This is a genomic window from Geodermatophilus sp. SYSU D01036 (genome assembly GCF_054050435.1).
Map to the genome: position 1 here is coordinate 157,757 of NZ_JBJGZJ010000004.1, position 21,143 is coordinate 178,899.

Below are 21,143 nucleotides of genomic sequence, written 5' to 3' on the forward strand. Positions count from 1 at the left end.
CACCCGAATGTGACCGGAGTCACGACCGGGTACCGGTCCACGGTCGTCCGCATCCCGTCAGTCCGCCGCTCCGCGCCAGCGCAGCACCTCCAGCGCGGCGGCCACGCCGAGGACGTTCTCGGCCAGCGGCCGGGGCAGCAGCTGGTCGGCGCGGGCCAGCCGGCGCAGCACGGTGTTGCGGTGGGTGTACAGCCGCTCGGCGGTGCGGGAGGCGTTGCCCAGCTCCCGCACGTAGGTCAGCACCGCCTGGCGGGTGTCGGCGTCGGCGGTCGCCAGCCGGCCGAGCGTGCCGGCCAGGAACTCCTCGAGCTGGGTCGGCTCGGTGGTCAGCAGCGACACCAGCTGCACGTCCTCGAAGCGGGCCACCTGCTGCGGGGAGGTCAGCCGCGCCAGCATCCGCTGCGCCGTCGCCGCGTCGAGGTGGCTGCGGCGGAACCCGTCGACGTCGTGCCCCGGCCGGCCCACCGCCACCCGGACGTCGGGGTGCGCGGCCAGCGGCCCGGCCAGCTCCGCCGCCCGCGGCGCGGTGCCCACCGGCAGCCACACCCACAGCGCGGCCGCGCTGGCGACGACGGTCAGCCGCCGGGTCGCGCCCGCCGCGCGCATCACCGCCTCCGCGGCGGCCTCCAGCTGGCCCGGCGCGGCGCTGCCCGACCCGGTCCACACGACGGCGGCGGTGTGCGGCCCGGTCAGCCCGTAGCCCAGCTGCGCCTCCGCGCGGGCCCGGCCGATCGGCGCGCCCTCCAGCAGCAGGGTGACCGTGGCCCGGCGCTCGGCGTGCGCGCCGCGGGTGAGCTCGGCCCGCTCGGCGGCCATCCGCTCGGACAGCGCCGCGACCGTGTCGTCGATGAACGTGGTGATCGACAGCGCCGAGACGTCGAGCAGCTCGCGCAGCTCGGCCGGGTCGCCGGTCAGCTCGAAGCAGATCTCCATCCACCGCCGCCAGGCCACGCCCTGCGCCGTCCGGTAGGCGTCCAGCCCGCTCTGGTCCAGGCCGCGGCGGACCAGGTCGCGGGCGGTGTCCAGCACCTCCCCGCCGGTGTTGGCCGGCACCCGCCGGCCGGGGTGCTGCACGTTGGCCGCCGCCCAGTGCAGCAGGTTCGCGAGGTTGGCCCGGCGGGTGGCGGCGGCGAGCACGGGGTCCTCGGCGACCGGGCGCATCCGCTCGGTGCCCAGCGACGCGCGGTGCAGCTCCTCGATCCAGTCGGCGCGGGGGTCCAGCGCCACCTCCGCGCCCCGGCGGAACAGCTCCCGCGTGCGGGGCGAGACGGCCGGCCACTCGACGCTCCCTGGAGCACTCTGCACCGCTCCAGTATCGGGACGGTGCAGTTCGTCGTTGCACCGGGTGACCGGGACCACGCAGTCTCGTAGGCCGCTGCACCCGTGTCCCGAGGACGGAGCACCGCATTGACCACCACGCAGACGCCGGTCGAGCACCTCGACGTGCTGATCGTCGGCGCCGGGATCTCCGGCATCGGCGCCGGCCGGTACCTGACCACCGAGCTGCCCGCGAAGAGCTTCGCGATCCTCGAGGCGCGCGGCGCCTCCGGCGGCACGTGGGACCTGTTCCGCTACCCCGGCATCCGCTCGGACTCGGACCTGTCCACCTTCGGCTACGAGTTCAAGCCGTGGCGGGACCGCCAGTCGATCGCCGACGCCCCGAAGATCCTGGCCTACCTGCGGGAGACCGCCACCGAGAACGGCCTGGACGAGAAGATCCGCTACCACCACCGGGTGCTGGCGGTGGCGTGGTCCAGCGAGGACGCCCGCTGGACGGTCGACGTCGAGCGCACCGACACCGGTGAGCGGCTGCAGCTGACCGCCGGCTGGGTGTTCTGCGCCGGCGGCTACTACCGCTACGACGAGGGCTTCACCCCCGTCTTCGAGGGCCGCGACCGCTTCCGCGGCGAGATCGTGCACCCGCAGGCCTGGCCCGAGGACCTCGACCTCACCGGCAAGCGGGTCGTCGTCGTCGGTTCCGGCGCCACCGCCGTGACGATCGTGCCGGCCATCGCCGGCACGGCCGCGTCGGTGACGATGCTGCAGCGCACCCCCAGCTACGTGCTGCCGGTGCCGCGCGAGGACAAGGTGGCCGCGCTGCTGCGGAAGTGGTTCGGCGACGAGCGCGGCTACGCGCTGACCCGCCGCAAGAACATCGCCCAGCAGCGCGCGATCTGGAGCTTCTGCCAGAAGCACCCGAAGGCCGCCCGCAAGGTCATCCGCTGGGTCAACACCAAGCAGCTGCCCGAGGGCTTCGACGTCGACACGCACTTCAACCCGCCGTACGACCCGTGGGACCAGCGGCTGTGCGCCGTGCCGAACGGCGACCTGTTCCGCGCCATCCGCGAGGGCCGGGCCGACGTCGTCACCGACCGGGTCGTCGCCTTCGACGAGACCGGCATCCAGCTCGCCTCCGGGCGGCACCTGGACGCCGACGTGATCGTGACCGCGACCGGGCTGAACGTGCAGGCCTTCGGCGGGGTCGCGATCACCGTCGACGGCGCGCCGGTGACGCTGTCAGAGACGGTCTCCTACAAGGGCATGATGCTGTCCGGGGTGCCGAACCTCGCCTACGCGATCGGCTACACCAACTCGTCCTGGACGCTGAAGGTCGGCCTGCTCTGCGAGCACTTCGTCCGGCTGCTGCGGCACATGGACGAGCGCGGCCTGGACACCGCGCGGCCGGTGCTCGCCGACCCGGACATGCCCACCCGGCCCTTCCTCGACTTCGCCGCCGGCTACATCCAGCGCGCCGTCGGCCGGCTGCCGCGGCAGGGCGACCGGATGCCGTGGCTGACCTCGATGGACTACCACTCCGACGTCAAGCTGCTCCGGGCCGACAGCGTCGTCGACCCCGAGCTCCGGCTCACCCGGGCGGCCGACCGCGTGACCGCCGCCGAGGCGGTGCCCGCGTGACCGCCGCCGAGGCGCCGGCCCGTCCGGCGGCCGCCGCGGAGGACCGCTTCGCCGACCTGCCGGCCGGCCCGCGGATCTGCTACCGCGTCGACGGCCCGGACGACGGCGAGCCGCTGGTGCTGGTCGCCGGGCTCGGCCTGGACCTGACCTCGTGGCCGCGGCGGATGGTCGACGGGTTCACCGGCCGCGGCTTCCGCGTGGTCCGGCTGGACAACCGCGACGCCGGCCGGTCGGGCCGGATCGCCACCCCGCCGCCGGGCCGCGCGCGGCAGCTGCTGGCCCGGCCCCGGCCGGACGCCTACGACCTCACCGACATGGCCGCCGACACCGTCGGCGTCCTCGACGCCCTCGGCCTCGGCCGCGTGCACCTGGTCGGCATGTCGATGGGCGGGATGATCGCCCAGGTGGTCGCGGCCCGGCACCCGCACCGGGTGGCCAGCCTGACCTCGATCTTCTCGACCACCGGGTCGCGCCGGGTCGGGCAGCCGGCCCGCTCCACGGTCCTGCGGCTGGCGACGGCCGCGCCGCGCACCGTCGAGGAGTCGGTCGAGCGGCACCTGGCGATGCTCGGCCACATCGGCGGCCCCGGCTTCCCGCCCGACGACGACCTCGAGCGCGCCTGGGCGGCCGCGGTGTGGGAGCGCGGCGGCGGCGACCGCTCGCGGGAGGTGGCCCGCCAGATCGGCGCCATCCAGGCCACGGGCGACCGCACCGCCGACCTGGCGCGGATCACCGCGCCGACGCTGGTCGTCCACGGCGACGTCGACCGGATGGTCCACCCCAGCGGCGGGCGGGCCACCGCGGACGCGATCGCCGGCGCCCGGCACGTCGAGATCCCCGGCATGGGCCACCACCTCGCGCCGGGCGTCGTCGACCGGCTCGTCGAGCTCACCACCGACCTCGCCCGCGGAGCGGGCCGCAGTGACACCGCCCGCGGAGCGGGCGCCCACCTGACGGGAGAGAACCGATGAGCAGCGTGCGCGGCAAGGTCGCCGTCGTCACCGGCGCCGGGTCCGGCATCGGCCGGCAGCTGGCCTTCGAGCTGGCCAAGCGGGGGGCGCGGCTGGCGCTGTCCGACGTCGACGAGCTGGGCCTGGGCCAGACCGCCGACCGGGCGAAGGCGCTGGGCGCGGAGGTGCACACCGCGCGGCTCGACGTCAGCGACCGGGCGGCCGTCGTCGCCTACGCCGACGCGGTGGCCGCGCACTTCGGCGTGGTGCACCAGGTCTACAACAACGCCGGCATCTCCGGCGGCGGCCGCTCGGTGCTCGACACCGACTGGGAGACCTACGACCGCACGCTCGGGGTCAACCTGTACGGCGTCATCAACGGCACCAAGGCGTTCCTGCCGCACCTGATCGCCTCCGGCGACGGCCACGTCGTCAACGTCTCCAGCCTCAACGGGTTCATGGCCCAGCCCACGCTGTCGGCGTACTGCGCGAGCAAGTTCGCCGTCCGCGGGTTCACCGAGGTGGTGCGCACCGAGATGATCGCCGGCGGGCACCCGGTGCAGGTCACCGTCGTCCACCCGGGCGGGGTCAAGACCAACATCGCGTCGGCGACGGTGGCCGAGGCGCAGGCGCAGGGCCTCGAGCTCTCCCCCGCGGAGCTGACCCGCAACCGCGTCTACAACGAGAAGCTGCTGACGATGCCCGCCGAGCAGGCGGCGCGGATCGTCGTCGACGGCGTCGAGGCGGGGAAGCCGCGGGTGCGGGTCGGGAAGGACGCCGTCCTGGTCGACCGGCTGGTCCGGCTGCTGCCGGCCCGGTACCCGGTGCTGTCCGCCTGGTACGACCGGAAGCTGTTCGGCCGCGCCTGAGGCCCGGGGCCCCGGCCGCCGCCCGGCGGCCGGGGCTCAGAGCCACACGCCGGGCAGGACCCGCCAGATCCGGTCGAGGTCGGTCACGCCCGGCTCCTCGCCGTTGCAGGTGACCGCCACCGCGGTGTGCCGGTCCGCCGAGACGCGGAAGGCGCTGCGGAACCCGGCCCAGCTGCCGCCGTGCTCGAGGTCCCCGGCCCGCGTGACGAAGACCCCCGCGGCGTAGTCCCGCGCCGTGTTGACCGGGGCGGGGTCGGCGAGCCGGGCCGCGAGCAGGGCCTCGCCCCCGAGCCGGCCGGTGCGGTACTCGTCGGCCCAGCGCACCAGCTCCGACGGCGTCGCCCGGACGGCGCCGTCGCCGACCTGCTCGAACCGCGAGCCGGCCGGCCGCCACGGTCCGGTGGCGGTGTCCTTGACGTGGCCGCGCGCCGAGGCCGGGTCGGTGGCGTCCGGGGAGGACGCGGAGGGGTCGACCGCGAGGGTGAGGCCGAGGGGCTCGAAGACGCGACTGCGGAGGAACTCCGCGAACGGCTGCCCGGACGCGACCCGGACCACCTCGGCCAGCAGCACGTAGTTCGAGTTGGAGTAGGCGAAGCCCTCCGTCGTCGGCAGCTCCGGGTGGGCGGCGATCGCCGCGACCGCCTGCTCCTGCGTCGTCCGGTCGGTCAGCGCGATCCCGGCCGACTCGAAGTCGGTGAGGTAGTCGGGGATGCCGCTGGTGTGGTGCACCAGCTGGTCGAGGGTGATCCCGTCCGCCCATGCGGGGAGGTCCGGCAGCCACCGGGAGACGGGGTCCTCCAGCGACAGGACGCCGTCCTGCTCGAGCAGGAGCACGGCCGTGGCGGTGAACTGCTTGCCCACCGACGCGACGTCGAAGGTGGTCTCCGTGGTGAGCGGACGCCCCGTTCCCGTGTCGGCCAGGCCCCGGGCCGCCGCCCAGACCACCTCGCCGTCGACCCCGACCGCCGCGGAGCAGCCCGGCTCGTCGGCGGTGAGGACCTCCTCGAGCAGCGCGTCGCTGCGGGCGACCTGCTCCTCGAGTGCGGCCGCCGTCGCCGGTGCGGCCTCGTCCCCGTCGCCACCCGCGGAGGAGGTGCACGCCGCGAGGAGCCCGGCAGCGGCCACGAGGGCCACGACCCTCAGGAGTGGTGGAGCCCCCGGGGTGGCGGGGCCAGGCGCCAGCCGGTCGCGCCGGTGAGCGCGATCGCGGCCGCGACGGCGACGTACAGCCAGGCAGCCGGCCGGTCCCACGCGACGTCGCCGCGGTGCAGCAGGACGACCACGAGTTCCAGGACACCGAACACGGTGTAGGCGATCGCCGCGGTGCGCAGCCGTTCGAGGTCCCCGGCCAGCGCGGCCAGCGCGGTGGCGACGCCGAAGGCGACCAGCCAGGCGCCCACCACCCGGGCGGTGAGCGGGGTGAGCGTCCAGGGCCACAGCGTCGTCGCCGACGACGGGGCGACCGAGATCGCGGCACCCACGGCCAGCAGGACCACCGACTCCACCGCCAGCGCCGCCCGCAGCACGACCGGCACCGGCCGGGTCCGCGGGGGGTCGGTGCCCGGCGCCCGCTCCTGGACCGGCAGGACGACGAGCATCGCCAGCGGGATGACCACGTAGACGGCGGTCCAGAACCAGGCGGCGCCGCGGGCGAGGGCCGGCGCCGCGGCGAACTCGGCCTGGAAGTGGAACCGGTCGACGTGCACCAGCGTGGCGACCAGCGTGAGCACGGTGAACACCAGGATGGTGAGCACCGGCACCCGGCTGTGCGCCCACACCGGGTCGCGCAACGACAGCACCACCAGGGTGAAGCCGGCCGCGTAGCCCGCGCCGAGGAAGGCCGCGGTCGCCGGCGGCTCGATGGTCCACGCGAAGCTCTCGCTGGTCCGCGTCGACAGGACGAACAGCGCGACGAAGCCGAGCGCGGTGAGGACGCTGAAGGCCAGCAGCAGCGCCCGCATGGCCGGCAGCAGCTCGCGCCGCCCGGTCGCAGGCCGCCGCACGGCCGGGGGGGCAGGGTCCACCGCGGACCTCCGTGGTCGCTCCGCCCCCGTGCGCGCCCCATTGGAGCACCGGCGCCGGGGACTGTCACCGGACTTCCGTCCCCGTCCGGTACCGCCCTCGGGACCTACGCCTCTACGGCGCGGCGGGCCATCCTGCCGATGCTCGACCCGGCAGTGCTCCACCCAGCGATGCTCGACGCGTGCAGCGAGGCGGATCCCGATGACGCCACCGCTCCCCGGTCCCCCGGGCGGCCGGGCGTGACCGCCGGGGTGGCGCTCTCGGCCGAGACCCGGCTCGCGCGCCTGCTGGAGCGGCTGCTCACCGCCGCCGAGGCGTCGCTGGCCGCCGGCGACCTCGAGCCCGCGCGTACCACGGCCGAGGAGGTGCGCGCGGTCGACCCCGACAACCGGCGCGCCGCGCTCGTCCTGCAGCGGGTGGCCCGCCGCCAGGTCGGCCCGGCCGGCGAGCGGGCCCTCATGACCCTGCTGTTCTCGGACCTGGTCGGGTCCACGCTGCTGTCCGAGCAGGTCGAGCCCGAGCAGCTGCGGGACCTGTTCGCCTTCTACCGCGCGGCGGCGCGCGAGGCCGTCGACCGGTACGGCGGCACCCTCATGCACTACTCCGGCGACGGCATCCTGGCCGGCTTCGGCCACCCGGTCCCGCACGAGGACGACGCCCGGCGGGCGGTGCTCGCGGGCCTGGACCTGGTGGTGGCGCTGCACGACGCCCGGGCGCGGCTGACCGACCGGTTCGGCGTGGCCCTCGACGTCCGGGTCGGGATCCACACCGGCCGGGTGGTGGTCACCGACCTGGTCGACGACGGCGCCGTCGCCGAGCGGGACTCCGTCGTCGGCCTGGTGCCCAACCTCGCCGCGCGGGTCCAGCAGACCGCCGACCCCGGCACGGTCGTCATCAGCGACGTCACCCAGCAGCTGGTCGACGCCGACTTCTACCTGCAGTCCCTGGGCGAGCGCGCGCTCAAGGGGATCAGCCGGCCGGTCGAGGTGTTCCGCGTCGACCGCCCCCGCTACGCCGCGGCCCGCTTCCAGTCCGAGCGGTACCGCAAGGCCGGGCTGGTCGGCCGGGACGAGCCCCGCGCCCGCCTGCTGGGCGCGTGGGACGCCGTGCGGCGGGGCGACACCGGCGCGGCGTTCCTCGTCGTCGGCGAGCCGGGCATCGGCAAGTCGCGGCTGGCGGCGGAGGTCCTCGACCGGGTGGAGGCCAGCGGCGGCCGGGTGGTCGGCGCCGCCTGCCTGCCCTACCACGCCAACGTGTCGCTGTGGCCGATCGCGCGGATGATCGAGCGCCTGGTGAGCCGGGCCGGCGAGGGCGGGGACCGGCTGCGCCCGCTGGTCGCGCACCTGGAGTCCCTCGGGTTGGACCCGGCGGCCGTCGTCCCGCTGATCGGCCCGCTGGCCGGGCTGCCCCCGACGCCGGAGTTCCCGGCACCCGAGCTGGACCCGGGCGCCCTCCTCGACGAGACCCTCGACCGGCTCGTCGACTGGATGGCCGCGGCCGCCGTCCGCCGGCCGCACCTGCTCGTGGCCGAGGACCTGCACTGGGCCGACCCCTCGACCGTCGACCTGCTGGGCCGTGTCGCCGCGCGGCGGCCGCCCGGCCTGCTCCTGCTCGCCACCAGCCGCGACGAGGCCGTCGTCCCGTGGCGGGACGCCGCCCGCGTGCTCCCGCTCGGCCGGCTCGACGACCGGGCCGCCGGCCGGCTGGTCGGCAACCTGACGGCCGGCCGGGAGCTCGACGCCGCGGTGCGGTCGGCGATCGTCGACCACGCCGAGGGGATCCCGCTGTTCGTCGAGGAGCTGACCCGCTCCGGCATCGAGGCGCGGCGGGCCGAGCCGATCCCGCTGCGGCTGCAGGAGCTGCTGACCTGGCGGCTCAAGGCGCCCGGGGTCGACCTGCGGGTGGTCCAGGCCGCCGCCACGATCGGGCCCACCTTCGACCCGGCGACCGTCGCCGCGGCGGTGGGCGACCCGGACGTCGTGGCCGAGCAGATGACGGTGCTCGCCGACCTCGGCGTCGTCGAGCCGGCGGGGCTGGCGACGGGCGCCTACCGGTTCCGGCACGCGCTGATGCGCGACGCCGCCTACGAGACCCAGGTCCTCGACGTGCGGCGCCGGACGCACGCCGCCGTGGCCGAGGCGCTGGCCGCGCGCGGTGCCGAGCCGGCACTGATCGCCCAGCACCTGGACCTGGCCGGTGCGGCGATGCCCGCAGCGGGCCGCTACGTCGAGGCCGCGCAGGCCGAGCAGGCCCAGGGCGCCCACGCCGAGGCGGTGCGGCTGCTCTCCCGGGAGCTGGAGCTCGTGGCGCCCCTGCCTCCGTCCGAGGAGCGCGATCTGGCCGAGCTGGGCGCCCGGATGCTGCGCGGCCTGTCCAGGAGCGCGATGCGGGGTTATGCGGATCCCGAGGTGGAGGCCGACTACCGGCGGGCCCAGGAGCTCGCCACCCGGCTCGGGCGCCCGGAGGCGCTGCCCGCGCTGATCGCGTTGTGGGCGTACTGGCTCACCAGCGGCCGGCTGACCACCGGTCGCGGCGTGCTCGACCAGCTCACCGCCATGGTCCGCGAGCCCGCGTTCGCCGGCTTCGGGCCGGAGCTGGACGCGGTCACGGGCGTCCACGAGTTCTACCGGGGGCACCTGGTCACGGCCCAGGAGCACCTGGAGCAGGCGCTGGCCGGCTTCGCCGCCCGGCCCGCCGGGCGACCGGTCTCCCCGATCTGGCCGCTGCCCAACGACCCGGTCTCCGGCGTGGCCGCCGCCCTCGCCGCCGTGCTCACCGCGCGCGGCGAGGTGGACGAGGGTGAGCGCGTGCAGCAGCAGGCCGTCCGGGCGGCCGAGGCGCTCGGTCCTCCCCACGGTCCGTACAGCCGCGCCTTCGCCCGGGTGGCCTGGGGCGCCTGGGTCCGTCGTCTGCTCGGCGACGACGGGGAGGCCCGGCGCCTGGGTCAGGAGGCCGTCGCCATCGGCCGGGAGCACGGTTACGCCCTGTGGACGGCGCTCGGTTCGGCCTGGGCGGCCACCGGCACCCCCGGCGGCGCACCGGACCGGGAGTTCCTCGAGGAGTCCCTCGCGGCCCTGGCGCTCATCGGCCAGCGGGCCTTCGTCGCCTGCCACCTGGCTCTCCTCGCCCGGCTGGACGAGGAGGCCGGCGAGCCGGGCCGGGCCGACGAGCACCTGGCCGCGGCGTTCGCCGCGGCCCGGGACAGCGGCGAGGACCTCCACCTGCCGGAGCTGCTGCGTCAGCGGGCCCGGTCCACGCTCGCCCGCGGCGGCGACCCCGCCCGGGCGGCGGCCGACCTGACCGAGGCGCTGTGGATCGCGACGGCGCAGGGCGCCCGGCTGTCCCGGCTGCGCGCCGCCCTCGACCTCGCCCGCCTGCCGGCGGAGGTCCGGCCGGAGGACTGGCGGACCTTCGTCGCGGAGGCGCGCGCGGACCTGCCGGCCACGACGGCGATCCCCGAGACGGCCGCGGCGGACGCGCTGCCGGCCGGCTGACCGGCGCTCAGCGGCGGCGCGGCAGCACCACCCGCGCGCGGGTCACGCCGTCCTCGGAGGTCAGCGTCAGCCGGCCGCGGTGCTTCTGGGCGACCACCGCCAGCGACGTCGCCAGGCCCAGCCCGGTGCCCTGGCCGACCGGCTTGGTGGTGAAGAACGGGTCGAACGCGCGCGCGAGCACCTCCGGGGGCACCGGCGGACCGGTGTCCTCCACGTCGACCACCACGGCGTCGTCCTCCCCGCGGGTCCGCACCGTCACGGTGCCGTCCGGGTCCACCGCGGCGAGCGCGTTGTCGAGCAGGTTGGTCCACACCAGCGCCAGGTCCGCGGCCCAGCCCTGCACCGTCTGCGGCCGCGGGTCGAGGTCCACGACCACCCGGACGCCGGGGGGCACCGCGTGGCGCAGCAGCACCAGCGCCTGCTCCAGGCTCGCGTGCACGTCGACGTCGGCCAGCGACTGGTCGGAGGAGTAGGCCAGCGGGCGCACCCCGGAGACGATCCGGGACAGCTGGTCGGCGCCGGCCGAGACCTCCTCCAGCAGGGCGGCGACCTCGGCCGAGCGGGCCAGCCCGCGCACCGCCCGGCCGCGCCCGGCGGCCGGCAGCGCGGCCAGCGCGCCGGCCAGGCCCGCCGGGTCCACGCCCAGCCGCACCAGGTCGGGGGCGACGGCCCAGCCGCGGTCGACGCCCCCCGCGGCGAGGACGTCGGCGAGCGCCCGCTCGGCGTCCCCGCGCGCCAGCGGGTCGTCCGGGACGGGCACCGCGCCGGCGAGCGCGCGCAGCGGGGCGTCGGGGTCGTCGTCGCCGGACAGCAGGGCCCGCAGCCGGGCGACGCCGCGCTGGACGGCGGCCGCCGGGTTGTTGAGCTCGTGCAGCAGGCCCGCCGACAGGGCGCCGAGCGCGGCCATCCGCTCGTGCTGGCGGACCAGGCCCTCCTCGCGGTCCAGCCGCCGGGTGGCGGCCAGCAGCATCGCCCGGGCCGACGCGGGGTGGGTGAGCAGCCGGTCGAGCGCGTCGGCGCCGATCCGCTGGACGCGGCTGGGGGTCCGCGCCCGCACGGTGGCCGAGCGCGGCCGGCGGTGCGCGAGGCCGAGCTCGCCGACCAGGTCGCCGGCGCTGCACACGTTGAGCAGCACCTCGGAGCCGCCGACCTCCCGGCTGACCTCGAGGTCGCCCTCCAGCACCACGTACATGGCCTCCGGCGGCGAGCCCTCGGCCATGAGCACCTCCCCCGCGGCCAGGTCGACGCCGCGGCTGGCGTCGGCCAGGGCGGCGAGGTCCTCCTCCGGGAGGTGCTCGAACAGCCGCGAGCGCCGCAGCGCCGCGGCGACGTCCGCGTCCGCGGCGCCGGGGACCGTGCGGATCACCGGGCGCCCAGCCGCTGGTGGGCGAAGCGGACCGCCATCGCGCCCTCCCCCACGGCCGCGGCGATCCGGTTGCCCGACCCGTGCCGCACGTCGCCGGCGGCGAACACCCCCGGCACCGACGTCTCCAGCGGCAGCGGCGGGGTCGACAGCGGCCACTCCGGCGCCCAGGTGCCGACGTCCATGCCGGTGAGCACGAACCCCCCGTCGTCGCGGCGGACCAGGCCGTCCAGCCACGCGGTGCGCGGCGCCTGCCCGATGAAGACGAACAGCGCGTCGGCGGCGACCTCGCGCTCCTCCGTCCCGGTCCGCAGCCGCAGGCCCTCCAGCCGCCGCGTGCCCAGCGCGCCGGTCACCTCCGTGTGGTACTCGACCGCGACCTTCTCCGAGGCGGCCAGCCGGTCGACCAGGTAGCGCGACATGGAGGTGGCCAGGTCCCCGCCCCGGACCAGCAGCGTCACCGACGAGGCGAACGTGGAGAGGAACAGCGCGGCCTGCCCGGCCGAGTTGCCCGCGCCGATGACGAACACGTGGCCGCCCGCGTGGTCCACGCCCTCGGCCCGCCCGGCGCCGTAGTAGACGCCGACGCCGGTGAGCCCGGCGGCGCCGGGGACGTCGAGGGTGCGGTACTCGACGCCGGTGGCGACGATCAGCGAGCCGGCGCTGACCTCGCCGCCGTCGTCCAGGCGCACCACCGTGTACGGGTCGGCCCGGCGCACGCCGACCACCTCCGCCGGCACCAGGATCTCCGCGCCGAAGCGGACGGCCTGCTCGCGGGCCCGCAGCGTGAGGTCGGCGCCGGAGAGCCCGACCGGGAAGCCGAGGTAGTTCTCGATCCGGCTGCTCGTGCCGGCCTGCCCGCCGGGCGCGTTGCTCTCCAGGACCAGCGTGGCCAGGCCCTCGGAGGCGCCGTACACCGCGGCGGCCAGCCCGGCCGGCCCGGCGCCCACCACCACGAGGTCGTAGGCGGCGCGCTCGGCCCGCGCCCGCAGCCCGATCCGCGCGCCGACCTCGTGCAGGTCCGGCTGCACCAGCACCTCGCCGTCGTCGAGCACGAGGGCCGGCAGCGAGCCGGCGTCGATGCCGGCCACCTCGAGCAGCTCGCGGGCCTGCGGGTCGGTCTCGACGTCGAGCCACCGGTAGGGCACCAGGTTGCGGGTGAGGAACTCGCGGACCGCGTGGCTGGCCTGCGACCAGCGGTCGCCGACCAGGCGCAGGTTGGCCACCGGCGGCGGCCGGCGCCAGGTCTGCAGCAGGTCGTCGAGCACCGGGTAGAGCCGGTCCTCCGGCGGGTCCCAGGGCTTGAGCAGGTAGTGCTGGACGTCGGCGTCGTTGATCGCCTTGATGGCGGCGTCGGTGTCGGCGTAGGCGGTGAGCAGCACCCGCCGGGCGTCCGGGTACAGCCGCCGGCTGGCGGCCAGCAGCTCGACGCCGCTCATCCCGGGCATCCGCTGGTCGACCAGGAGCAGCGCCACCGGCTCCTCGCGCAGTCGCAGCCGGCGCAGCAGGTCCAGCGCCTGGTCCCCGGAGGACGCCGCGTACACCTGGTACTGCTCGCCGTAGCGCTCCCGCAGGTCCCGCTCGACCGCGGCGAGCACCGGGCCGTCGTCGTCGACGGCGAGCAGGGCGGGGCGGCTCACGGCTCGTCCCGCGGGACCGGTGGGGCGTGCACGCGGCGGCTGGTGACCGGGCCGGACGGGGCGTCCACGGGCCCACCTCCCGGTGGAGTGGCTGGCGGCCGTTGGGCGCGGAGTCTAGGAGGATCACGGGGGGCCCGAACAGCGCTCCTGCCGTCCGGTCAGGTGACGGTGAACGTGCCGTTCATGCTCGGGTGCGGATCGCACAGGTAGCGGTACTCGCCCGGCTGGAGGTCGAGGACCCAGACGGTCTCGCCGGTGCCGAGCACGCCGGTCTTCTCGTCGACCGCGCCGTCCCCGCCGTCGAGGTGGAAGTCGTGGACGTCGCTGTGGTCGGTGACGACGACGTTGTACTCGCCGGCGGGCAGCTCGGTCACCGGCGCGCCGTCCTCGTCGACCAGGGCGATCTCGAAGGCGTCCGGCGAGTCCTCGGTCCCGACGCTGCCCTGCAGCGTCGGCGCGCCGGCCACCGTGGTGGCCGCGGCCTCCGCGTCGTCGCCCCCGGAGCCGCCGCACGCGGCCACCAGGAGGAGCACCGCCAGGGGAGCTGCTGCTGGAGTCCTCATCGCCATCACCCGGCACCCCGCTCCGGCACCGGGGCGGTCCTGCGTCCCGACGTGGTGCCGCAGCAGGGGAACGGTAGTACGCCCGCGCCCGTCCGAGGGGACGTCGCCGTCCGGTCCCCGCGCCCGCGCGGCGGGCCACACTGTGGCCCGCCGCGAGCCCTGCCCCGACGTGCGGAGGAGCCAGCGATGCCCGGTCCCGGAGCGCCCCGGACGGGCGGCCCGGCGGCGCCGGTGGCGGAGGCGCCTCGCCCGGTGCCGGCGGCCGCGCCGCCCGCGCTCCGGGGCGCGGACCCCTCCGAGGAGGAGGTCACCGGCTACGAGCGGTCCCCCAGCGACGTCCTGCGCACCGCGGTCCTCACCCCGGTCGCGCTGCTGCTGGTCCTGGTCGCCGCGTGGTCGCGCGAGGCCGCGGCCGCGCTCGACGCCGACCTGGTGGCGCGGCTGGCCGCGGCCGCCCCGGCCCTGGAACGGTCCCTGACCGGGGCGGTGACCGTGCTGGTGGTGGTCTCGCTGGCCGCGGCCGGGACCGCCCCGCTGCTGCTCCGCCGGCCCCGGCTGTTCGGCTACCTGCTCGCCGGCGGCGCCGCCGCGGTCGTCCTGGCCCGCGCGGCGGCGTGGGCCCTGGGCGGGGAGCCGGGGGACCTGCGCGGCGCGCTCGGGGCGGACGGGCCGGCCGTCGTCGCGGCGTCGTTCGTGGTGCTGGCGCCGTTCGTGTCCCGGCGGTGGCGGCGGGCCGGGGCGCTGGTCCTCGCGGTCACCGCGCTGCTGCAGCTCCTCGCGCCCCGGGCGTTCCCGGCCACCCTCGCCGTGTCGCTGGCGCTGGGCGCCGCGGCCGGCTCCGCGACCCTGCTGGCGTTCGGCCGTCCCGTGGCCCGCCCGACGCGGGGCGCCGTCGCCGCGGCCCTGGCCGGCAGCGGGCTGGAGCCGGTGGAGGTGGCGCCGGCCGCGGTCGACGCCCGCGGCTCGGTGCCCTGGACCGCGCGGCTGCGCGACGGGGACCGCGTGTTCGCCAAGGTGATGGGGGCGGAGAACCGGGCGGCGGACCTGCTGTTCCGCGCCTACCGGTTCCTCCGGCTGAAGGACGTCGGCGACGAGCGGCCGTTCTCCTCGCTGCGCCGCACCGTGGAGCACGAGGCGATGGTGTCGCTGCTGGTCCACGACGCCGGCGGCCGGACCCCCCGCCTCCGCGCGATCGCCCCCGTCGGGCGCGACTCGTGGCTGCTGTCCTACGACCTCGTCGACGGCGCCACCCTGGACCGCGTGCCCGACGCGGCCGTGACCGAGCGGGTGCTGCGCGGCGTCTGGGAGCAGGTGGCGGTGCTGCGCCGGCACGGCGTGGCCCACCGCGACCTGCGCCGGGCCAACGTGCTGCTCGACCCGTCGGGCACGCCGTGGCTGATCGACTGGGGGTTCAGCGAGGTCGCCGCGGCGCCCGCGCTGCTCGACGCGGACGTGGCCCAGCTGCTCGTCGCCCTCGCGCTGCAGGCCGGGGTGGAGCCGGCCGTGGACACCGCGGTCGCCGTGCTGGGGCCGGAGGCGGTGGCCGCGGCGCTGCCCCGGCTGCAGCCGGACTCGCTCAGCGGCGCCACCCGCGACGCGCTCCGGCGCGACCGGCGCCTGGCGGCCCGGCTGCGCGCCGCGGTCAGCGAGCGGTGCGGCGTCCCCGAGCCCCGGCTGGCGGACCTGGAGCGCGTCCGGCCCCGGACGCTGCTCGTCGTCGGCGTGCTCGCCCTGGCCTGCTACCTGCTCCTCCCCCAGCTCGGCGACGTCGCCGGCATGGCCGAGCGCGTGCGGGACGCCGACTGGGCGTGGGTGCCGCCGGTCCTCGCGGCGTCGCTGCTGACCTACGTGGGCGCCGCGGCGAGCCTGGCGGGGGCGGTGGCCGCGCGGCTGCGGCCGCTCCCGACGCTCCTCGCCCAGCTGGCCTCCTCGTTCGCCGGCCGGCTGGTGCCGGCCGGGCTGGGCGGGATGGCGCTGAACGTGCGCTACCTGCAGCGGTGCGGCCTCGACGTCGCGGTCGCCTCGTCCGGCGTGGGGCTCAGCTACGCGGCCGGGACCGTCGTCCACGTGGTGCTGCTGCTGGTGTTCGGGATCTGGGCCGGCCGGTCGCTGCCCGACCTGGCCCGGCCGGTGGAGTCGCCGGCCGTCGTGTGGGGCGCCCTCGCGGTGCTCGCGGTGACCGTCGTCGCCGCCGCGGTCCCGGCCGTCCGGCGGTTCACGGCCGCGCGGCTGGTGCCGCCGCTGCGCCGCTCGGTCCACGGCCTGACCGGCGCGCTGCGCGGCCCCGGCCGGGTGGTGCTGCTGCTGGGCGGGTCGGCACTGACGACGCTCGGCTACCTGTCCTGCCTCTACCTGTCCACGCGGGCGCTGGGCGGCGACGTGGGCCCGGTCGCCGTGGGCGCGGTCTACCTCGCCGGCGCCGCCGTCGCCGCGGCCGCGCCGACGCCGGGCGGGCTGGGCGCCCTCGAGGCCGCGCTCATCGCGGGGCTCGTCGGGGTCGGGATGGACCACACGGTCGCCGTCCCCGCGGTGTTCCTCTACCGGATCGCCACCTTCTGGCTGCCGATCCTGCCCGGCTGGGCCGCCTTCGCCTGGCTCCGGCGGCACCACGAGGTGTAGCCCCTGAGAGGCCGAGCCCCTGAGAGGTCGAGCCCCTCAGTGGCCGAGCCCTTCAGAGGCCGAGCCCCTCAGAGGCCGAGCCCCTCAGAGGCCGAGCGCGCCGGAGGCGGGGTCGGCCCAGCGGCTGGAGTCGTCGTAGGTGCGGACGACCAGCGACCGCCACCGGCCGGTGCGGCTGATCTCCTTCTCCGGCACGCCGCGGGCGTAGGCGGTGGTGGCGAAGCCGCGGCGCAGCGAGTGGGGGGACAGCCCCTCGGTGGGCACCCCGGCGCGCTCGGCGGCGCGCTCCAGGACCAGGTCGACGCTGCGGGTGGTCAGCGCGCCGGCGCCCAGCCGCGGGGTCCGCCCCTTGCCCACCGATCGGAACAGCGGGCCGGAGGTGACGCCCTGCTCCGCCAGGGCGGCCTGCCAGGCCCGGACGGCGCGGACCGGGCAGGTGGCCGCGCGCACGCCCGGCGCGAGGGCGAGGGTCTCCCCCGCGCCCTCCTGGTCGGTCTTGGAGTAGCGCAGCAGGACGTCGAGGCCGCCGTGCCCGGCCGGGCCGAGGTCCTCGATCCGCAGCCCGACCAGGTCGGAGGCGCGCAGGCCCAGGGCGTAGCCGACGAGGACCAGCGCCCGGTCCCGGACGCCGGCGAGGGTGTCGGGCAGGTCCTCGACCAGCGCCCGGACGGTCGCGGTGTCCAGCGCGCGGGCCCGCCGCGGCCGGACGCCGGCGCGGGCGGCGGTGCGGCGGATGCCGCTCAGCGTGCGGCGCACCCCCTCGCTGTCCCCGGGCGGGGGGTGCCCGGCGGTGCGGGAGGCGTCGTTGAGCGCGGACAGCCGACGGGCCACGTAGCGCGGGCTGTGCCCGGCGTCGGCCATCGCGGCGAGCCAGGCGGCGACGGCCAGCGGGTCGGCCGGCAGCGCGGACGGCAGCGACCGGCTGCGGCACCAGTCGGCCCAGGCGGCGAGGTCGCGGGCGTAGGCCGTGCGGGTGCTCTCGGCCAGGGACGCGGCGAGGTAGGTGCCGACCGCGGTCAGGTCCGTCGCCGGGACGACGCCACCCTGCTCCTCCGGGCGCGGACCGGCCGGGACGGCCATGCCGGGCACCTCCGTCCGCCGCCGGATTTCACTTCGCAGAGTAGGGGCTTCTCAGAAGTGGTGCTGCCGATCTCTTCACCGTCTTGGATACATGAATGGGTGCCGCCCATCTATCGTCGCCGAACATGACGGAGCCTCCCGCGGAGTCGGCCGCCCCCACGTGCGCCTATCCCGGCTGTCCGGCACCGCCCCGGCCGCGCACCCCCGGGCGCAGCGGCCCATCGCCCCGGTTCTGCGAGCGGCCCGACCACAACCCCGAGTCGGCGCGGCAGGCCCGCGCCCGGGCGGCCGGTTCGGCGGCCGCCCGGCTGGCGGCGACCACCGCCGCCCTCGTCCAGGACCTGCCGCCCGAGGGCCGGGTCCGGCAGCTGGTGGGCCGCTGGGCCGACGCCACCCGGGAGGCGGCCCGGACGGCCGAGGCGCAGGCCGCGCTGCTCGCCGCCGCGACCGAGGCGCTGGAGCAGTACCGCGACGAGTCGTCCGTGGAGGCCCGGCTCGCCCGCGCCTCGGCCGACGTCGACGCCGCGCACGCCGCCCGCCTCGACGCCGAGGAGCGCGTCCGCGCCGCCGAGGCGCAGCGCGCCGACGCCGAGGAGGCGCGGCAGGCGGCCGAGCGGGACGCCGCGGCCGCCCACGCCGATGCCGGGGACCGGGTCGCCGCCGCGGAGGCGGAGGCTGCGCGCCGGGTCGCGGAGGCGGACGCGGCACGCCGGGGGGCGGAGACCGCCCGGGCGGAGGCGGAGGCGGGGCGCGACCGGGCCGGCGAGGAGCGCGACGCCGCCCGGCGGGAGGCCGAGGAGGCCGCGGACCGGCAGCGGGCCGCCGAGCGGGACGCCGCGGCGGCGCGGGAGGACGGGCGGCGGGCCCGCGCGGACGCCGCCCGGGAGCACGACGCGCTCGTCGAGGCCCGCGCCCGGTGGGACGTCACCGAGCGCACCCTCACCGCGGACCTGGCGGCGCGGACGCGGGAGCGCGACGAGGCGGCGGCCGCCCGGGACGAGGCGCGCGACGAGGCGGCGGCCGCCCGGGAGCAGACCCGCGACGCCGAGCGGGACCGGGACGCCGCCCGGCGCGCCGAGCAGGACGCCCGGACCCTCGCGCGGGAGGCGGCCGACCGCGCGGCCGCGGCCGAGCAGGGCCTGCGCGAGGCGCTGACCGGGGCGGCGCGCAGCGCGGAGCGGGCCGAGGCCGCCACCCGCCGCGCCGGGGAGGCCGAGGCCGCGGCACGGGAGGCCGCGGAGCGCGTCGGCGGGCTGACCGCCGAGGTGGAGGACCTGCGTGCCCGTCTCGCCGGGCGGGACGGCGGCGACCAGGGACCTCGGTCCGGAGCGCCGGGGCCCGACCGCGCGTAGCCTCCCGGGGCACGGGGCCGCGCGGGCAGGTGTCGTCGGGGAGCCCGCGTCCCGGCCCCGCTCCCCCGGCCGAACACCCGGCCTCCACCTCCGTCCCGGCGGTCCCGCCGGGCGGCGACCGAGGGAACCCCGCCATGAGCGACCAGTGGCCGTACCCGGACCCGACCGCGCTGCAGGCCCCCGCGGGGCCGACGGCCGACGTCGCCGTCCGGCCGCCCGTGGACGAGCCCGCCGACCTCGAGGAGGACCGGCGCCTGCTGGCGGACTGGGAGTACGCCGAGCTCGGCGGCGAGGGCTGAGGCCCGCGCGCGCCCGTCAGGGACGGGCGCGCAGGCCCTCGAACGTCGTCCTGACCAGCGCGTCGGCCAGCGCGTCGGGGGACAGGCTGCCGCCGGGCCGGTACCACTCGGTCAGCGAGTTGACGGTGCCGAACAGCAGCCGGCTGGTGACGGCGGGGTCGACGTCGGGACGCACGTCGCCCTCCTCCTCCGCGGCGCGCACCAGGTCGGTGACGATCGCGTCGAACTCCCGGCGGCGCTGCAGCGCTGCGTGCTCGACCGGGGAGTTGCCGCGCACCCGCAGCAGCAGGGTGACGAACGGCAGCTCGGCGGCCAGCACCCGCACCGACCCGCGCACGACGTGCTCGAGTCGGTCGATCGCCCGGCCGGTGCGCGCGCCGGGCTCCCCGGTGACGGCGAACAGCGCGTCCAGCGCCCGGTCCAGCGCCAGCCGCAGCAGCTCGACCTTGCCGGGCACGTGGTGGTAGATCGCCGACTTGGTGACCCCGAGCCGGCCGGCCAGCTCGTCCATGCTGGTGGCGTCGTAGCCGCGCTCGTTGAACACCGCGACCGCGACGTCGAGCAGTGAGTCCAGCGAGTGCCCGGGGCGGCCCCGGCGGACCCGCGCGTCGGTCACGGGCGGTCGCGGTTGTCGGTCATGCGCTGCAGTTTGCCCATCGAGCGCGGCAGCGTCTCCGGGTCGACGACGAGCACCTCGATGGTGCAGCCCACGGTGTCCTTGACGCCCGTCGCGACCTCCGCGGCCGCGGGCTCCCGCCGCTCGGGCGGGCAGTCCGGCCGCGCCTCCACCCGGCAGACCAGGTGGTCCATCCGGCCGCGGGTGACCAGCTCGAGGGCGAAGTGCGGCGACAGGCCGGGCGTCCGCAGCACGACCTCCTCGATCTGGGTGGGGAACAGGTTCACCCCGCGCAGGATCACCATGTCGTCGGTGCGGCCGGTGACCTTCTGCATCCGCCGCATGCCCGGCCGCGCCGTCCCGGGCAGCAGCCGGGTGAGGTCGCGGGTGCGGTAGCGGACGACCGGCACGGCCTCCTTGGTGAGCGAGGTGAACACCAGCTCGCCCTCCTCGCCCTCGGGCAGCACCTCGCCGGTGACCGGGTCGATGACCTCCGGGTAGAAGTGGTCCTCCCACACGTGCAGGCCGTCCTTGGTCTCCACGCACTCCTGCGCGACACCGGGCCCCATCACCTCGGACAGCCCGTAGATGTCGACGGCGTGGATGTCCAGGCGCTCCTCCATCTCGCGGCGCATCTGCTCGGTCCACGGCTCGGCGCCGAAGATGCCGATCTCCAGGCTGGAGGCCCGCGGGTCCAGCCCCTGCTTCTCGAACTCGTCGACGACGGTGAGCATGTAGCTGGGCGTCACCATGACCACCCGGGGCGCGAAGTCGGTGATCAGCTGGACCTGGCGCGGCGTCATGCCGCCGGAGACCGGGACGACGGTGCAGCCCAGCGCCTCCGCGCCGTAGTGGGCGCCGAGGCCGCCGGTGAACAGGCCGTAGCCGTAGGCGTTGTGCAGCACGTCGCCGGGCCGGCCGCCGGCGGCGCGGATGGAGCGGGCCATGACCGCGGCCCAGGTCGCGAGGTCGCGCTCGGTGTAGCCGACGACGGTCGGCTTCCCGGTCGTGCCGGACGAGGCGTGCACGCGGCGCACCTGCTCGCGTGGGACGGCGAACATGCCGAACGGGTAGTTCTCGCGCAGGTCGGCCTTGCTCGTCGTCGGGAAGCGGGCCAGGTCGGCGAGCTCCCGGCAGTCGTCGGGGTGGACGCCGGCGGCGTCGAAGGCGCGGCGGTAGTGGGGCACGTTGTCGTACGCGTGCCGCAGCGACCACCGCAGCCGCTCGATTTGCAGCGCCCGCAGCTCGTCGATCCCCATCCGCTCGGCGGGGTCCAGGGTCGCCGGGTCCGGTGCCTCGCCCAGCCGCTGCGCCGTCGTGGTCGTCATCGCCGTCCTCGTTCCGCGCTTGTCTCTCCCGG

At 77.3% G+C, this 21,143-nt stretch carries 16 protein-coding genes; 7 read left to right on the forward strand and 9 right to left on the reverse strand.

Annotated features, from left to right (window positions below; genetic code table 11):
- Nucleotides 1-57 precede the first annotated feature (57 nt).
- Complete coding sequence (locus ACI8AR_RS06815; RefSeq protein ID WP_457050317.1) at nt 58-1,305, reverse strand: PucR family transcriptional regulator; 1,248 nt, start codon at nt 1,303-1,305, stop codon at nt 58-60.
- A gap of 102 nt (nt 1,306-1,407) precedes the next feature.
- Between ACI8AR_RS06815 and ACI8AR_RS06820 the strand changes: the two genes are divergently transcribed.
- From ACI8AR_RS06820 to ACI8AR_RS06830, 3 genes are read left to right on the forward strand one after another with little or no spacing between them, the layout of a single operon-like run.
- Complete coding sequence (locus ACI8AR_RS06820; protein WP_457050318.1) at nt 1,408-2,916, forward strand: flavin-containing monooxygenase; 1,509 nt, start codon at nt 1,408-1,410, stop codon at nt 2,914-2,916.
- Nucleotides 2,913-3,887, forward strand: coding sequence for an alpha/beta fold hydrolase (locus tag ACI8AR_RS06825; RefSeq protein WP_457050319.1), 975 nt, complete (start codon nt 2,913-2,915; stop codon nt 3,885-3,887). Before ACI8AR_RS06820 ends, ACI8AR_RS06825 begins: the two co-directional genes overlap by 4 nt.
- On the forward strand, nt 3,884-4,735 hold the full coding sequence (locus ACI8AR_RS06830; protein WP_457050320.1) for an SDR family NAD(P)-dependent oxidoreductase: 852 nt from the start codon (nt 3,884-3,886) through the stop codon (nt 4,733-4,735). The genes ACI8AR_RS06825 and ACI8AR_RS06830 overlap by 4 nt, the downstream gene beginning before the upstream one ends.
- A gap of 36 nt (nt 4,736-4,771) precedes the next feature.
- Here the strand turns inward: ACI8AR_RS06830 and ACI8AR_RS06835 are convergent, their stop codons facing one another.
- Nucleotides 4,772-5,860 (reverse strand): serine hydrolase domain-containing protein, encoded by a 1,089-nt coding sequence (locus tag ACI8AR_RS06835; RefSeq protein WP_457050321.1) that lies wholly within the window; start codon nt 5,858-5,860, stop codon nt 4,772-4,774.
- A 14-nt stretch (nt 5,861-5,874) separates the two neighbouring features.
- The gene (locus ACI8AR_RS06840; protein WP_457050322.1) at nt 5,875-6,759 is read right to left on the reverse strand and encodes a hypothetical protein; all 885 of its coding nucleotides are present in this window, start codon (nt 6,757-6,759) and stop codon (nt 5,875-5,877) included.
- Between the two features lie 237 nt (nt 6,760-6,996).
- On the opposite strand from ACI8AR_RS06840, the gene ACI8AR_RS06845 reads away from it, so the two are divergent.
- A complete protein-coding gene (locus ACI8AR_RS06845) occupies nt 6,997-10,251 on the forward strand; it encodes an ATP-binding protein (RefSeq protein WP_457050323.1) in 3,255 nt (1,084 codons plus the stop codon).
- 7 nt (nt 10,252-10,258) lie between these two features.
- On the opposite strand, the gene ACI8AR_RS06850 is transcribed toward ACI8AR_RS06845, so the two are convergent.
- From ACI8AR_RS06850 to ACI8AR_RS06860, 3 genes are all read right to left on the reverse strand, one after another.
- Entirely contained in the window at nt 10,259-11,617 is a 1,359-nt protein-coding gene (locus ACI8AR_RS06850) for a sensor histidine kinase (RefSeq protein ID WP_457050324.1), read from the reverse strand.
- The gene (locus ACI8AR_RS06855; RefSeq protein ID WP_457050325.1) at nt 11,614-13,254 is read right to left on the reverse strand and encodes an FAD-dependent oxidoreductase; all 1,641 of its coding nucleotides are present in this window, start codon (nt 13,252-13,254) and stop codon (nt 11,614-11,616) included. Before ACI8AR_RS06855 ends, ACI8AR_RS06850 begins: the two co-directional genes overlap by 4 nt.
- A 158-nt stretch (nt 13,255-13,412) precedes the next feature.
- Nucleotides 13,413-13,817, reverse strand: a complete 405-nt coding sequence (locus ACI8AR_RS06860) for a cupredoxin domain-containing protein (protein ID WP_456927291.1) — start codon at nt 13,815-13,817, stop codon at nt 13,413-13,415.
- A 186-nt stretch (nt 13,818-14,003) separates the two neighbouring features.
- Between ACI8AR_RS06860 and ACI8AR_RS06865 the strand changes: the two genes are divergently transcribed.
- On the forward strand, nt 14,004-16,436 hold the full coding sequence (locus ACI8AR_RS06865) for a lysylphosphatidylglycerol synthase domain-containing protein (protein WP_457050326.1): 2,433 nt from the start codon (nt 14,004-14,006) through the stop codon (nt 16,434-16,436).
- A gap of 84 nt (nt 16,437-16,520) precedes the next feature.
- On the opposite strand, the gene ACI8AR_RS06870 is transcribed toward ACI8AR_RS06865, so the two are convergent.
- Nucleotides 16,521-17,516 (reverse strand): site-specific integrase, encoded by a 996-nt coding sequence (locus ACI8AR_RS06870; RefSeq protein WP_457050327.1) that lies wholly within the window; start codon nt 17,514-17,516, stop codon nt 16,521-16,523.
- Between the two features lie 125 nt (nt 17,517-17,641).
- On the opposite strand from ACI8AR_RS06870, the gene ACI8AR_RS06875 reads away from it, so the two are divergent.
- Entirely contained in the window at nt 17,642-18,868 is a 1,227-nt protein-coding gene (locus ACI8AR_RS06875; RefSeq protein ID WP_457050328.1) for a hypothetical protein, read from the forward strand.
- Between the two features lie 134 nt (nt 18,869-19,002).
- Entirely contained in the window at nt 19,003-19,167 is a 165-nt protein-coding gene (locus ACI8AR_RS06880; RefSeq protein ID WP_456936343.1) for a hypothetical protein, read from the forward strand.
- A 16-nt stretch (nt 19,168-19,183) separates the two neighbouring features.
- Here ACI8AR_RS06880 and ACI8AR_RS06885 read toward each other — a convergent pair whose 3' ends face one another.
- Nucleotides 19,184-19,783, reverse strand: coding sequence for a TetR/AcrR family transcriptional regulator (locus tag ACI8AR_RS06885; protein ID WP_457050329.1), 600 nt, complete (start codon nt 19,781-19,783; stop codon nt 19,184-19,186).
- Nucleotides 19,780-21,111 (reverse strand): phenylacetate--CoA ligase PaaK, encoded by a 1,332-nt coding sequence (paaK, locus tag ACI8AR_RS06890; protein WP_457050330.1) that lies wholly within the window; start codon nt 21,109-21,111, stop codon nt 19,780-19,782. The genes ACI8AR_RS06885 and paaK overlap by 4 nt, the downstream gene beginning before the upstream one ends.
- Nucleotides 21,112-21,143 lie beyond the last annotated feature (32 nt).